General features: G+C 66.7%; 8 protein-coding genes. 2 read left to right on the forward strand and 6 right to left on the reverse strand.

What is annotated here, in order from left to right; all coding sequences use genetic code 11:
• Positions 1–14 precede the first annotated feature (14 nt).
• From pbpC to clpS, 3 genes are all read right to left on the reverse strand, one after another.
• Positions 15–2225 carry a penicillin-binding protein 1C gene (pbpC, locus tag V6V88_RS16545; protein ID WP_338615656.1) on the reverse strand — a complete coding sequence of 737 codons (2211 nt, stop codon included), beginning with the start codon at positions 2223–2225 and terminating at the stop codon, positions 15–17.
• The gene (locus V6V88_RS16550; RefSeq protein WP_338619624.1) at positions 2222–7363 is read right to left on the reverse strand and encodes an alpha-2-macroglobulin; all 5142 of its coding nucleotides are present in this window, start codon (positions 7361–7363) and stop codon (positions 2222–2224) included. Before V6V88_RS16550 ends, pbpC begins: the two co-directional genes overlap by 4 nt.
• A gap of 249 nt (positions 7364–7612) precedes the next feature.
• Positions 7613–7927 (reverse strand): ATP-dependent Clp protease adapter ClpS, encoded by a 315-nt coding sequence (gene clpS, locus V6V88_RS16555; protein WP_056324280.1) that lies wholly within the window; start codon positions 7925–7927, stop codon positions 7613–7615.
• 226 nt (positions 7928–8153) lie between these two features.
• Here clpS and V6V88_RS16560 point away from each other — a divergent pair, with 226 nt between their 5' ends.
• Together V6V88_RS16560 and V6V88_RS16565 are read left to right on the forward strand one after the other, a co-directional pair.
• Positions 8154–8399 (forward strand): cold-shock protein, encoded by a 246-nt coding sequence (locus tag V6V88_RS16560; protein ID WP_006220277.1) that lies wholly within the window; start codon positions 8154–8156, stop codon positions 8397–8399.
• Between the two features lie 93 nt (positions 8400–8492).
• Positions 8493–9038: a DUF192 domain-containing protein gene (locus V6V88_RS16565; protein ID WP_338615658.1), complete on the forward strand. Its 546-nt coding sequence runs from the start codon at positions 8493–8495 to the stop codon at positions 9036–9038.
• Positions 9039–9135: 97 nt separating this feature from the next.
• On the opposite strand, the gene pcaF is transcribed toward V6V88_RS16565, so the two are convergent.
• The 3 genes from pcaF to V6V88_RS16580 form a co-directional block, all read right to left on the reverse strand.
• Positions 9136–10341 carry a 3-oxoadipyl-CoA thiolase gene (gene pcaF, locus V6V88_RS16570; protein WP_338615660.1) on the reverse strand — a complete coding sequence of 402 codons (1206 nt, stop codon included), beginning with the start codon at positions 10339–10341 and terminating at the stop codon, positions 9136–9138.
• A 166-nt stretch (positions 10342–10507) separates the two neighbouring features.
• Complete coding sequence (locus V6V88_RS16575) at positions 10508–11902, reverse strand: chloride channel protein (RefSeq protein WP_056324665.1); 1395 nt, start codon at positions 11900–11902, stop codon at positions 10508–10510.
• Positions 11903–11996: 94 nt separating this feature from the next.
• Positions 11997–13712 (reverse strand): methyl-accepting chemotaxis protein, encoded by a 1716-nt coding sequence (locus V6V88_RS16580; protein ID WP_062840675.1) that lies wholly within the window; start codon positions 13710–13712, stop codon positions 11997–11999.
• Between the last annotated feature and the right edge of the window lie 102 nt (positions 13713–13814).

Consider the following 13814-nt stretch of genomic DNA (forward strand, 5'->3'; position numbering starts at 1 on the left):
ATATTCTATGCCGATCATGGCGTAACGCCAGCGATTTCAAAAACCACGCTGTCGTGCCGGCCATGTGTATCCATGACGGTTAGCGTATACCGGCCGTCGTGCGCCAGCACCAAATTAAACGGATGACCCGCGGCGCCATGACTTGCGACACGACCATCGAGCATCCACCATACTTCGCCTTCAGCGCCCTGGACGTCGACGTCCAGCGCGACTTGCCGCATGCCGGGCACGGGCCGCAGCACCGAACCGTTGGCCACGCCGCCGAGCCGCAGCGGTCCCTGGGTGGCATCGGCATAGCCCGCAAACGAGGGCGGCGCCGTTTCATTGAGCATCCAGGCGGCCCGCTGCTCGGGACACGCGCCCGAGGGCTCGCTGCCCAGCCTGTAACCCACGGGCCAGCATGTCACCACCGCCTGCACCGTTTCGGGCCTGACGCGGACCTGCTGGGCGCCTTCCGGCAACGCCGCCACAATGTCTTGCAGTAGCGGCGCCGCCACATTCGCCCCGAAAAATCCCGGGTTCGGCGTACCGTCGGGTCTGCCGACCCATACGCCGATCGTCCATCTGTCGGTCACTCCGACCGCCCAGGCGTCCCGGAAGCCAAAACTGGTTCCGGTTTTCCAGGCCAGTTGCCGTCCGGGGCTGCCGGACTGGTAGAACGGCCGGTCCGGGTGTCCACCGCCTTCGAGGATGTCCCGCACGATCCAGGCCGCGCCAGGACTCATCATACGGGACTCGACAAGGGGTTGCTCCGCCGTCAGGCGGGGCCGCCCCGAGACGCCGCCCCGGGCCAACGCGCGATAAGCGCCGACCAGTTCTTCCAATGTGGTGCCGCCCCCGCCCAAAATCAAGCTCAGATTCGGCTCCGCCCCTGCGGGCATACGTAATTTCACGCCTCCCGCCAGCATAACCGAGGCGAAACTGACCGGTCCGACCCGGTCCAGCAGGTCCACCGCCGGCACGTTGAGCGACCGCTGCAAGGCCTGCGCCACGCTCACCGGCCCCGCGAACGCCGCCTGGAAATTGCCGGGCGCGTACCCGCCAAACGACATGGGCGCGTCCATCAGCAGGCTTTCCGAGTGGATCAGCCCCTCGTCCAATGCCTGCGCATACAGGAACGGTTTCAGCGTGGAACCCGGCGAACGCACGCCGCGCACCATGTCCACATGCGAGTAACGGGAATTGTCGGAAAAATCTGCCGATCCCGCGTAAGCCTTGACCTCCAGCGAGTCGTTGTCCATGACCAGCACCGCCATCGACACCTTCGGCGGAAGGTTATCGACCCGATCCAGCAACATTTGTTCCACCGACGCCTGCATGTCGGCATCGAGCGTGGACGTGACGAGTGGCGGCCGTCCGCCGGCGCGGCGCGGGCCGCCCGCCTCCAGCAGCAGGCGCTGCGCGGCCAGGGGCGCCAGCCAGCGCGCCCTGAGCGGCGGCGCTATCACGGTCTCGATCTTGGCGTCGGCCACCTCGGCCGGCGTCCAGCGGCCCAGTTCGGCCATGCGGTCCAGCACCTTGTCGCGCGCGGCTTGAGCGGCTTCGGGGTGGCGGTCGGGGCGCAGCCGCGACGGCGCCTGCGGCAAGGCAGTCAGCATGGCGGCTTCGGCGGGCCCCAGGTCGCGGGCGGGCTTGCCCAGCCACAGCCGCGAACCCATCTCGACGCCCTCGACGATGCCGCCCATGGGCGCATGCGTCAGGTACAGGGACAGGATCTCGTCCTTGCTGTAGTGCATTTCAAGCTGCACGGCGCGCCAGGCCTGCCGCAGCTTGGCCGACATCGTGCGCGACGGCTTGCCGGCAAGCTGCGGATCGATCAGCCGCGCCACCTGCATGGTCAGCGTCGATCCGCCCGACACGATGCGGCGGTTGGTGGCCCACTGCCACCCGGCACGCGCAAGGGCCACGGGGTTCACCCCCGGATGCCAGTAGAACCAGCGGTCCTCATAGGTGAGCAAGGTTTCCAGGTAGCGGGGCGACACCTGGCCGGGCTGGACCGGATAACGCCAGATGCCGTCGCGGCTGGGATAGTTGCGCAGCGGCGTGCCATCGGCCGCAACGACGACGGCTGCCCCGCCCGAGTCGATGGGGGGCAGCGGATACAGGCGGTCCAGCGCGAATAACAACGCGGCCAGCGCTGACAACGCGCTGGCCGCGAAGATGCCGCGCCGCCGCCAGCGGCGGGCGCGCGATGCGCCCGCCCCGGGTGCGGCGGCGGCGTTCAAGGACGCTTGGCGCCGCGATCGCGGATTTCGACCGTGCTCCATTGCTCACCCACGCCGCGGATTTCGGGGCGGTACATATCCTCGGCCACCGTCGACGGCACCGCATAGCGGCCCGGCGTCACGACGCGCACCAGATAGAACACGTCCACCTTGCCACGGCCCAGCGATACCGCCGCCACATAGCGGTCGTCGCGGAACTCGCGATGCTTGATGTTGGAATCCGACATGGCGTCGGCCACGCGGCGTCCGCCGATCTTCCAGTCCTGCATCTCGGGGCTTTGCGACAGGTTCAGGTTTTCGACCTCGAAGCCCGCCGGCACGCGATCAACCAGCAGCCCGTCCGGGATGTTCTGGTTGGCGCTGGCCTGGACCCACACCACCAGCATGTCGCCGGTCTGCAGCGTGCCGCCATCCCACGGGCGGCCATCCGGACGGTACCAGCCGCGCTTGAGCTGGATGATGTCGTTGCGCGGCGCGGGGGTCGCGGTCGGGCTGCCCTGGATGTCGTACTCGACAAACAGAGACTGGCTGCCGGTGTTCTGGATCTGCGTGCCCGCCAGATCCGCGGCCGACAGCGAGACCGTCTGGTCGCTCTTGCCGCCGGACAGCGGCTTGCGCTCGCCATTGACGGTCAGCACGGCTTCCCACGGCGTGTTCTTGCTGCCGCCCGCGGCGCGCGCGGCCAACAGGAGCGCCATCTGTTCCTGGGTGGACAGGTACGAACGATTGCCCAGGCGGCTGGAGAGCTGGTTCAGCAGGTTTTCGCTGCGCTCGTGACGCAACTCGTACTGCGAAACCAGCGCATAGGACAGCGCGTAGTCGCGCACGCTGCTGCCGTAATCGCCCATCCATTCGTCGTAGTAGGCGCTGCTGCGGTTGTTGATGTTGATGCCATAGGCGCGCGTCATGGCCAGGTCGAGCGCCTGCTTCATGCGCCCTTCGTCGCCCATCAGCTTGAAGGCGGCAGCCAGTTGCACCAGCGGCAGCGGCGAACGCGCGCGTTCCTGGTAGTTGTCAAAGAGCTGGCGCACGGTCGACAGCGGGGCCTTCTTGTCGCGCGCCAGCACGAGCGCGGCGGTGGCCAGGCCGGCGAAGCGGCGATGGTCTTCGCGCAGCACGTTGGCGTCGCTGCTGTCGATGCGGTTGGCCTCGACGTTGCGGCGCAGGTTGGCCGACCACGTGCCGAACGCGCCCGTACTCTGCTGCACCTGTTCCAGCAGCCAGGTGCGGGAACGGTCCAGCGACGATTCGGGCACGTCGAAACCGCGGTCCCGGGCGTCCTGCATGAAGCCCACGGCATAGGCCGTCAGCCACACATCGCGCGAGGACGAGCCGCTCCAGAGGTTGTACGAACCCACCGAGTTGCGCATGCCGGACAGGCGGCCAATGGCGCCCGCCACCTTGGCGGCGCGCTCGGCCTGGGTGCGCGGCTTCAGGCCGAACTGCTTGGCCGAATCCTCATCGAGCATCACCCACGGCATGGTTGCGCTGATGGTCTGCTCGGTGCATCCGTACGGATAGTTGAGCAGGTCCTCGACCAGGCGGTTGACGTTGAACGGCGGACGGTTGGACACCGTGAGGCTGACGGTGGTGGAGTCCGGGTAGTAGGACGCGACCCACGAGGCCTGCGCCGGCTGCGATTCGCCCGGATTCAGGCGCAGACGCCGGACCTGGCGTTCGGGCGCGTGCGCCGGCTGCACCTGCAGCACGGACTCGCGCACGATGTGCACCGGCTTGGCGCCGCCCTGCCCGTCCACCGTCAGGCGCATCAGGCCAAGGCCGTACGAACCGGTGGTGGTGGCCGTGAAGCGCAGGGTCGTGCGCTGCTTGTCCTTCAGCGTGACGGTGCGCACGCCATCGACGATGGCCAGCGGATCCAGGGCTTCGAGCTTGACCGAGATCTTCTGCTCGGCGCCGCTCAGGTTGGTGACGTCCAGCGCAATGGCGGCCTGGTCGCCCGGCGTGATGAAACGCGGGGTGTTCAGTTCGGCCACGATCGGCGCGGCCACCACCATTTCGGCGTCGGTGCTGCCGTAGTTGTCGGGCGTGAACGCAACGGCCATCAGGCGCAGGGTGCCGTTGAAGTCGGGCAGGTCCAGCGGGATGTCGGCCTCGCCCTGCGCGTTCAGCGCAACAGGCCCCGAGAACAGGTCCACCAGCTTGACCTTCTTGGGCAGGCTCTTGCTGTCGCCGCGCATCGCGGCGTCGCCGCCCCACTTCAGCTTGCCCTTGGTGCCGTCCATCTTTTCGATGAGCTTGCCGTACATGTCCAGCAACTCGGGCGCGTAGCGGTGCTTGCCGAAGAAGTAATCCAGCGGGTCGGGCGTGGCGTACTGGTTGATGTTGAGGATGCCCACGTCGACCGCGGACAGCGTCACCATCGCCTGCTTGCCCTGCGCGCCGTCGACCTTCACGCGCACGGTCGTCTTCGTCTCCGGCACGACCTTGGGCGCGGCGGTGAGCTTGACGTCCAGCTTGCGGTCGGCGCTGGCGATCGGCAGGAATGCCAGGCCCAGCGCACGGGCCGGCGTGACACGGTCGCCTTCGCTGCCCGGGCGGAATACCGCGGCCGCCACGTACAGGTCGTGACGCTTCCATTCCTTGTCGACCGGAATCTCGACCTCGGTGCCGGTCGCCTTCACCGCCACCCACTTGGACCACAACATGCGGTCGCCTTCGACGGTGATGAGCGCCTGGCCGTCATGCGGCGGCGTGAGCGTCAGCTTGACGGTGTCGCCCGGCTTGGCCGGCACGCCTTCCAGCTTCATCTGCACGCGGTCGGGACGGTTGCCCATCGCGTCGGCGTCCTGCGCATTCCAGCCGGCATAGAAGCGATAGCGCATCGTTTCGCCGGTTTCCGGATCCGTGATTTCCAGGCGGTAACGGCCCCACTTGACCGGCACCGTCAGCTGGGTGCGATCTTTCAGCGCAATTTCGCGCGAATCGACCAGTTCCTCGGTTTCGGTATAGCCGCTGTTCCAGCCGCGCTGGTCGTCGAAGCGCCAATAGTATTGGCGCTCTTCGCGGAACAGGCGCATTTGCGCCTGCGCAAGCGGTTCGACCTTGCCCTGCGCGTTGGCGCGGATCACTTCAAAGCCTGCCGGCGCGTTCTCGCGGGCCACGTCGCTGTCGAACTGCGGACGCACGGCGATCAGCTTGTCGGCGGGCCAGACGGTGCGTTCGATGGAACGCACCACGGGGCGGCCGCCGGATTCCAGCAGGCTGGCCGACACGCGTACCTTCATCGGCGAATGCGTGCCGGAGGCGTTCGGGTTCACGTCCAGTTGCGCGCGGCCCTTGTCGTCCAGCGCGGTTTCCGGCAATTCGCCAAAGCTGCGCCGCGTATCGTCGGCCACGTCGCCGAAGATGAAGCCGGGCCATTGCTGGGCCAGCGCGAAGCGGTCACGCTTGACCTGGTAGGTGGCCAACAGGCGGTTGCCCGCCGCAGGCGCGCCGTACAGGTAATCGCCCTGCACATCGACGGTCAGTTCCTCGTCGGGGGACAACACGTCCTGGCCCGAGGTCAGCGCCATCTTCATGCGCTCGGGCAGGAATTCCTCGACCTGGAATTTCCAGGAGGCATCCGGGGCGCGCGAGGCCGGATCGACGCGCAATTCCAGCATCCACGTGCCGGTCTGCGCATCCAGCGGCAGATCGATTGCCCGCTCGACGTAGCCGGGCAAGTCTTTCTGCGGCTGCCACAGTGCGGTCTGCACCGTGCGGCCATCGGGGCGCTTGATGGTGGCGGTCAGCGGCGACGGGGTCAGCACGCGGCCGTCCAGGTCGCGCGGCAGCACCGACACATGGAACGTTTCGCCAGGGCGGTACAGGTTGCGGCCCGCATAGACGAACAGATTGTTGGCGCGCGACGCGTGGCCGCCCGTGTCGAACTCGGACAGGTCCAGCGCCGGTTCGCCCAGCGCCAGCACGGTCATTTCCTTGTCGCGCGAGGCGCGGATGACGCGCGCGTTGGCAAAGCTGCCGTCAAAGCGGACATGGCCCTGCGCATCGGCAGCCGCCTTGGCAAGCGGCTTGCCGGCGCCGTCCACCAGTTCGAACACGGCGCCCGAAATGGCCTGGCCGGACTTCAGCGACACCGAATACGCTTCGATGCGATCGCTGTAACGGCGCGCGTGCAGCCCGATGTCGCTGACGTAGAAATAGGTGACCTGATATTCGTAACGGAACCGGCCCGGCTGGCTCATGACCGCGACATAGATGCCCGGCTCCTGCAGTTCCTTGATGCCTTCGACCGGCAGGAACGTGACGTGGCGGCGGTTCGGCTTGTCGTCGGTGACGAAGCGGCCCTGATAAACGCTGGTCGTCAGCGAATTCAGCCGGTCCAGGTCCCAGTTGCTGACCGAGCCCTTCAGGCTGCGGTTGCCGGCATAGCGCCAGTCGTTCTCGTCGTAACCGTTGTCGTCCTCGTCGTCCGAGGCGGCCGGCGTGCGGCCCACGCCCAACACGGTGTCGAAGAGTTCGGGCACACGTTCGGGCGATACGCGCAGGAATTGCACGTCGACCTCGGGCACGTTGACCGTGGCCACCGGCAGGCCGCCGTTCTGGCCGGCGGGCAGTACCACGCCGCGGCTGGCGAAGTAGAACGAAGGCGGCATGGCCTGCGTGCTGACTTCGCAATGCGAGGCCTCGGCCAGCGCGACCTTCTCGCCCGCGCCCGGCAGGCCCGAGCGGACCGTGATGGCGTACGAGCGCTGCGGCTGCACGTAGGGGAAGTACACGACACGCGGGTTGTCGCCGACGACCCAGTTGCCCTTGACGATCTTGCCCTTGGGCGCGGAATCGCCAGGACGCACGGAGGCCGGCTGCTGGCCGGTTGCGGCCGCCGATTCGCTGTCCTCGTCGGCCTTGCCCGCAGTCGAACCCGTGTCGGTCACCTGAAGGAAGGCATCCAGATTGCTCTTGGCATCCACTGGCTGCGTGAAGGTCACGGCCAGCGACAAGGCATCGTTGTATTGGCGAGGCTGGCAGTTCAACGCGGCGAACGGATCCGCGGCACCCACCGTTGCAGTGGCCGGCAGCGCTGGCGCACCGCCGTTCGCCGCCTGCGGGGCAGCGGCAGTTGCCGTCTGCGCCGCCGGAACCGCGGCCGGCGTTGCCGGCTGCTGTCCCTTGCCCATCCACCAGCCCACGCCAAGGGCGCCGGCCAAGACCGCGACCCCGGCTACTGCCAGCCAGGTCTTGTTGAACTTTCCACTCACGGCGAAACCCTCCCCGCCCACTAGAATGCAACGCTCCTTAGCGGCGGAGCTGCCGACCCGCATGCGCCGCGCGCTTCCCGTTACGCGGCAAAACCGTTCATCCCGTCATCCGGGATGTAACCGGCAGCACAACGCCGCCATTGCTGGCGGCGCTGTCTTTTTTCGTTTTCAAACCGGTTCCATCACGCACTGCAACGGGTGCTGGCGCGCCCGCGCATATTGACCGACCTGCGCGATGCGCGTGGCCGCGAGGTCGCGCGGGTAAACGCCGCAGACGCCTCGACCTTCGTGATGGACCTGCAGCATGATCCGCGTCGCCTCTTCCTGATTCTTATTGAAGAATTTCTGCAGCACTTTCACGACGAACTCCATCGGGGTGTAGTCGTCATTGAGCAGCAGCACCTGGTACATCGGTGGCGGCGCAGCGCGAGCCGGCGCCTTTTCGACGACCAAGTCATGCTGGGAATCCAAGGTAGAACTCATAGGGCGGGTATTCTATTTAAACTGGGGACGGCAACCACTCAACTTACTGAAAATTACACGCAGAAATACGTAGTATCCATACTTGACTAGGTCAAGAAAAGCGGCGCATTATCCACGCATTCTGGGGTTTTCAATTCACCGAAAATCTGCCAGGAAGCCGGAGGGGGGACAGGGGTCTAGACCACAATGCCCTTCTGTCAACATACGATTCAATGAGGCAGGCCGCATGTCTGATACGACCGCAACCGCCGTCCAAGGGGACAATCCCAAATCGACGGGCACCGTCAAATGGTTCAACGATGCAAAGGGGTTTGGCTTCATTACGCCCGACGATGGCGGTGAAGATCTGTTCGCCCATTTCTCGTCCATCCAGATGAATGGTTTTAAAACCCTGAAAGAAGGCCAGAAAGTGGCCTTCGAGATTATTCAGGGGCCTAAAGGCAAACAGGCGCTCAATATTACGGCAGCCTGAGTTACCCTTTAAAGCGCAACGGTAAGGTTGCGCCATTATCCAGGCGGGGCTTTCGGGCCCCGCCTTGTTATTTTCTAATTACTCCGCCGGACCATGCTGAAGATTGCAGTTTTGTTTCCCATTGTGCGCTCACTGTTCAAAACAACGTTCACCAAGGCATCGTCAGCGGGAACTGCGGCGGGGCGCAAGGGTTCGGTGATTGCCGCCGCAGCCATCGCGTTCGCAACCGCCGCCCTGCCCTTGCCGGCCAGCGCCCAGCAACAGACCGGTCCGCAACCCAAGCTGCCGACCACCCAGCTGTCGGCAGGCATCCATATTATCCGCGCGGAAGTCGCAGACACGGACGCCACGCGGCGCGACGGCCTGATGTTCCGCAGGGAATTGCCCGGCAACGACGGCATGCTGTTCGTCTTTGACCGCCCGGACGTGCAGTGCTTCTGGATGCGCAACACGCTGCTGCCCCTGTCGATTGCCTTTATCGCCGACGACGGCACGATCGTCAACATCGAGGACATGGCGCCGCAGACCGAAGATCCCCATTGCGCGAAAAAGCCCGTGCGCTACGCGCTGGAGATGGCGCAGGGGTGGTTCGACGCCCACGGCATCTCCGCGGGCAAGAAGCTGGACGGGCTGCCCTGATTCGGCCGGCATCTGTCAGCACCGATACATGACAAAGGGAGCCCGAGGGCTCCCTTGTCGTTGGGGCGGCAGGTACTGTCCGCCCGGGGTCGTTGCCTTACACGCGTTCGACGATCAGCGCGATGCCTTGGCCGACACCGATGCACATCGTGCACAGGGCATAGCGGCCACCGGTGCGATGAAGCTGGTTGATGGCCGTGGTGGCCAGACGCGCGCCGCTGGCGCCGAGCGGATGGCCCAGGGCGATGGCGCCGCCGTTCGGGTTCACACGCGGGTCGTTGTCGGCGATGCCGAGCTGACGCAGCACGGCCAGGCCCTGCGCGGCAAACGCTTCGTTCAGTTCGATCACGTCCATCTGATCCAGCGTCAGGCCGGTCTGGGCCAGCACCTTTTGCGTGGCGGGCGCCGGGCCGATACCCATGATGCGCGGCGCGACGCCGGCGGTCGCCATGCCGACCACGCGGGCGCGCGGGGTCAGGCCATGACGGGCGGCGGCCTTTTCGTCGGCCAGCAGCAGCGCGGCGGCGCCGTCGTTCACGCCCGACGCATTGCCGGCGGTGACGCTGCCGCCTTCGCGGACCACACCCTTCAACTTGGCCAGCGACTCCAGCGACGTTTCACGCGGGTGCTCGTCCTTGGACACGACGATGGGATCGCCCTTCTTCTGGGCGATCGACACGGGCACTATCTCGGCGTCGAAGACGCCTTCCTTCTGTGCGCGAGCGGTCTTTTGCTGGCTGGCCAGCGCGAACTGATCCTGGTCGGCGCGGCTGATGTTGAAGTCGTCGGCGACGTTTTCGGCGGTCTCGGGCATCGAGTCCACGCCGTACTGCGCCTTCATCAGCTTGTTGATGAAGCGCCAGCCGATGGTGGTGTCGTAGATGGCGGCGCTGCGCGAGAAGGCGCTGTCGGCCTTGCCCATGACGAACGGGGCGCGGCTCATGCTTTCCACGCCACCGGCCAGCATCAGGCCGGCTTCACCGGCGCGGATGGCGCGCGCGGCGGTGCCGATGGCGTCCAGGCCAGAACCGCACAGGCGGTTGACGGTAGCGCCGGGCACTTCGATCGGCAGGCCGGCCAGCAGCGTAGCCATGCGGGCCACGTTACGGTTGTCTTCGCCCGCCTGGTTGGCGCAGCCCATGATGGCGTCGTCGAGTTCTTCCCAGCGCACGCCGGGATTGCGCGCCACGAGGGCCTTGATGGCTACGGCAGCCAGATCGTCGGGGCGCACCGAAGCCAGCGCACCGCCATAGCGGCCGAAGGGGGTACGGATCGCATCACAGATAAAGGCATTCACGGTCATGGGAAGCTCGGAGTGAAGTGAAAGAACTCGGGATCGGACGATCTTAACGCAGCGGTTTCGCGCCAAGTTGGTGCGTTGCACGGATGTCCGCTGCACGGACAGTGTCCAATGGACGTTCACATTAGTCGGCCGCGCTGCGCCCGAAAGCAGGCGCCCGTGCACGCAATCAGGGCGTCCCGGCCTTGGCTGCGCGGCCCGCCTCGACGATGGCTTGCCGGCGGAAACGGCCGGCCGCCAGATGGTAGAACGGTTGCGGGCAGAATTGGCGCGACACGCCGGACGCCAGCAGCGACGCCACCAGCAGCCAGAACAGCATGGGCTGGCTGCCCGTCATTTCCATCACCACCACGCTGGCCGTCAACGGTGCCTGCGTGGCGGCCGCCAGAAAGGCGGCCATTGACACCAATACCAGCACGCGCTGGTCGACGCCGTTGCCCGCGAGCTCCCAGATGTGGTGGCCGATGCCCGCGCCCGTGGTCAGCGCCGGCGTGAAGATGCCGCCGGGAATGCCCGCCCAGTACGACGCCACGGTCGCGAACAGCTTGGCGATGCCAAAGCCGTCCGGCACCGAGTCCTTCCCGTTGAGCAGATCGGCGGCGGCGGCGTAGCCGGTGCCGTAGACACTGCCCGCGGTGCACAGGCCGATGACCGCCAGGGCCAGGCCCATGATGAACGCCGTCCAGATCGGATGCGCCCGGATCCAGCCGCGCCACGATTGCGGCGCCGCCAGGACGGGGCCCTTGCCCAGCAGGCGGGCGAAGATGCCGCCCAGCGCGCCGTTGAGCGCGCCGCAGATGACGATCCACATCAGCATGTTCTGGGACAGCGGCGCACCGCCGAACACGCCGAAATAGGGATTGTTGCCTTCAACGGCCACGACCAGAAAGCCGGCGGCCAATACGCCGATCAGCACCAGGCGCTGCCAGCGCAGCACCGTGCCGCGGCCCAGTTCCTCGATCGCGAAGATGACCCCGGCCAGCGGCGCGTTGAACGCCGCCGCCAGGCCGCCCGCGGCGCCCGCGGCGATCAGTTCGTTGGCGTGAAAGCCGCGCAACTGCAGGCCGCGCCGCTTCCAGAAGTCGCCCCATGCCAGCATCAGCGCTGCGCCGACCTGCACCGAAGGCCCCTCGCGGCCAATCGACGCGCCCGCCAGCATGCCAAAGAACGCCAACGGAATTTTCCAAAGGCTTTGCGCCAAGGACACCAGACTGCTTTGGCTGGGCCCCGGCGGCAGCGACAACGCGCCAATGACCTGGGGAATGCCGCTGCCCGAGGCATTGGGCGCGAAGCGCAACGTGAGCCAGCGCAAGGCGGCAAGGCCGAACGGCATCACCAGCAGCGCGAGCCATCCGTTGTAAGCCACCCACTGCCGGTTCCAGGCCAGCGCCTTGTCGGCAAGATAGGCAAAACCCAGCGACATGAGCGCCACCAGCGCGGCGCCACCCAGCAGCAGCCCCAGTTGCACGCTTTTGCGTGACAGCCGGTTGACCTGACGCACTTTGCGGCGCGTGAGCCGGCGTGTTCGGGCAATGACGCGGCGGACGGGGTCGGGCAGGGGCATGGACGAGAAATGGGTGGTGTGGCGGGTTGCCAACCATACCATCCCCGCCTGACCCGTAACCGAACGGCCGCCGCCTGTCGCGGGGCCGGCCGCCTTAGAAGGAAGACCAGTCGTCGTCCTGCGAGGCGTTGGCCAGCGCGGGCCGGGCCTGCACCGGTCGCGCGGCCTGCGCGGCGGCGGCGGGCTTGCGCGCCGCGGTGCGTTCCGACGGCAGCAACCGGGCTTGCGCCTGAACCGCCGTCGCGCCGCCCGCATCGACCTTGAAGCGGCGCACTTCCTGCGCCAGGCGGGTGGCCTGCTCCTGCATGCTGGCTGCGGCCGCTGCCGCTTCCTCGACCAGCGCGGCGTTCTGCTGGGTCACGGCGTCCATCTGCGACACGGCCTGATTCACCTGGCCGATGCCGGCCGATTGCTCTTCCGAGGCGCCCGAGATCTCGCGCACCAGGGTGGCAACCTGGCGCACGCTGTCGACCACTTCACGCATCGTGCGTCCGGCTTCGTCGACCTGACGCGTGCCGCCTTCGACGCGGGTCACCGATTCATCGATCAAGGCCTTGATCTCCTTGGCGGCCACGGCGGAACGCTGGGCCAGCGTGCGCACCTCGCCCGCCACGACGGCAAAGCCGCGGCCCTGCTCGCCCGCACGCGCGGCTTCCACCGCGGCGTTGAGCGCCAGGATGTTGGTCTGGAATGCAATGCCGTCGATCACGCCCGTGATGTCGGCGATGCGGCGCGAGCTGTCGGAAATTGCGCTCATGGTCTGCACCACGCCTTCGACCACTTCGCCGCCGCGCACGGCAACGCTGGACGCCTGGCTGACCAGACGGTCGGCTTCCCCGGCGTTGTTGGCGTTTTGCTGCACCGTGCTGGTCAGTTGCTCCATCGACGCCGCGGTCTCTTCCAGCGAGGACGCCTGCTCTTCCGTGCGCTGCGACAGGTCGGAGTTGCCCTGCGCGATCTGGGACGACGCCGAAGCGATGTTCTCGCAGCCGTCGCGCACATCCTTGACGATGCGAGCCAGGCTTTCGTTCATGGCCTTGAGCGCCGCCATCAGGTCGCCGGTTTCGTCGCGCGTGGCGACGCGGATATCGGCAGTCAGGTCGCCCGCGGCCACCTGGCGCGCCGCCGACACGGCCTCGCTCAGCGGACGCACGATGCCTCGCGTCACCAGCCATCCCAGCAGCATGCCGATGGCCACGCCGGCGATCGCAAGCGCGATCATGACAGCGCGAACCGTGTTGTAGAGATCCGTCCCATCCTGCACGGACAGCTCGGCGGACTTTTCCTTGTTGACCGCCAGGTCGGTCATCAGATCGTCGAGCTTTTGCGACGTCGCGATGAAGCGCCTTTCGGTCTCGGCCACGCGCGCGTCGGTCTGCGTCAATGGCTGCGACTTGGCCGCCTCGAAGAACGCCATGGCCTCGCGCTTCCACGCCTGCTCGGTTTCATTGAACTGCGCCAGCAGACGCTTGGCCGGTTCGCCATAGAAATTCTCGGCCGCCTTGTCCCGCAGGCCGTCCATGGTCTTGACCGCATCGTCGAACTGCTTGCGCAGCGCCAGCCGCGCGTCCTCGGAGGAGGCGGCCAGGTACGCGTTACGCGCACGCCCCGCGTAGATGAGGTTGAGGTTGGCTTCCTTCAGATCCGAAATGCCGCGCAGTTCGGTGTCGTAAAGCCTGTCATTCATTTCATTGATGCGCGACAGCCCCCATACGCCGAACGCCCCGATCGCACCGCCTATCACCGCCACCAGCAAAAACGCGCCCGTCAGGCGTGCCCCGATGCGCATTCCCGAAAATAACCGCAACATGCTTCCCTTCCCTGTGAGTGCCCCGGCTTGTGGCGGCGCTGCCGCAGCCCTGCGCTCCGGGGTAGAGGCGCAGGCCGGAGGAAACGATAGCGACGTTTGGCC

The organism is Achromobacter sp. E1, assembly GCF_037039475.1.
GTDB lineage: Bacteria > Pseudomonadota > Gammaproteobacteria > Burkholderiales > Burkholderiaceae_B > Achromobacter > Achromobacter mucicolens.

Excerpts from the sequence above, each read along its gene's own strand:
- V6V88_RS16550 (WP_338619624.1), bottom strand. The coding sequence starts at position 7,363 with ATGGGCAAGGGACAGCAGCCGGCAACGCCGGCCGCGGTTCCGGCGGCG.
- clpS (WP_056324280.1), bottom strand. The coding sequence starts at position 7,927 with ATGAGTTCTACCTTGGATTCCCAGCATGACTTGGTCGTCGAAAAGGCG.
- V6V88_RS16560 (WP_006220277.1), top strand. The coding sequence starts at position 8,154 with ATGTCTGATACGACCGCAACCGCCGTCCAAGGGGACAATCCCAAATCG.
- V6V88_RS16565 (WP_338615658.1), top strand. The coding sequence starts at position 8,493 with ATGCTGAAGATTGCAGTTTTGTTTCCCATTGTGCGCTCACTGTTCAAA.
- pcaF (WP_338615660.1), bottom strand. The coding sequence starts at position 10,341 with ATGACCGTGAATGCCTTTATCTGTGATGCGATCCGTACCCCCTTCGGC.
- V6V88_RS16575 (WP_056324665.1), bottom strand. The coding sequence starts at position 11,902 with ATGCCCCTGCCCGACCCCGTCCGCCGCGTCATTGCCCGAACACGCCGG.
- V6V88_RS16580 (WP_062840675.1), bottom strand. The coding sequence starts at position 13,712 with ATGTTGCGGTTATTTTCGGGAATGCGCATCGGGGCACGCCTGACGGGC.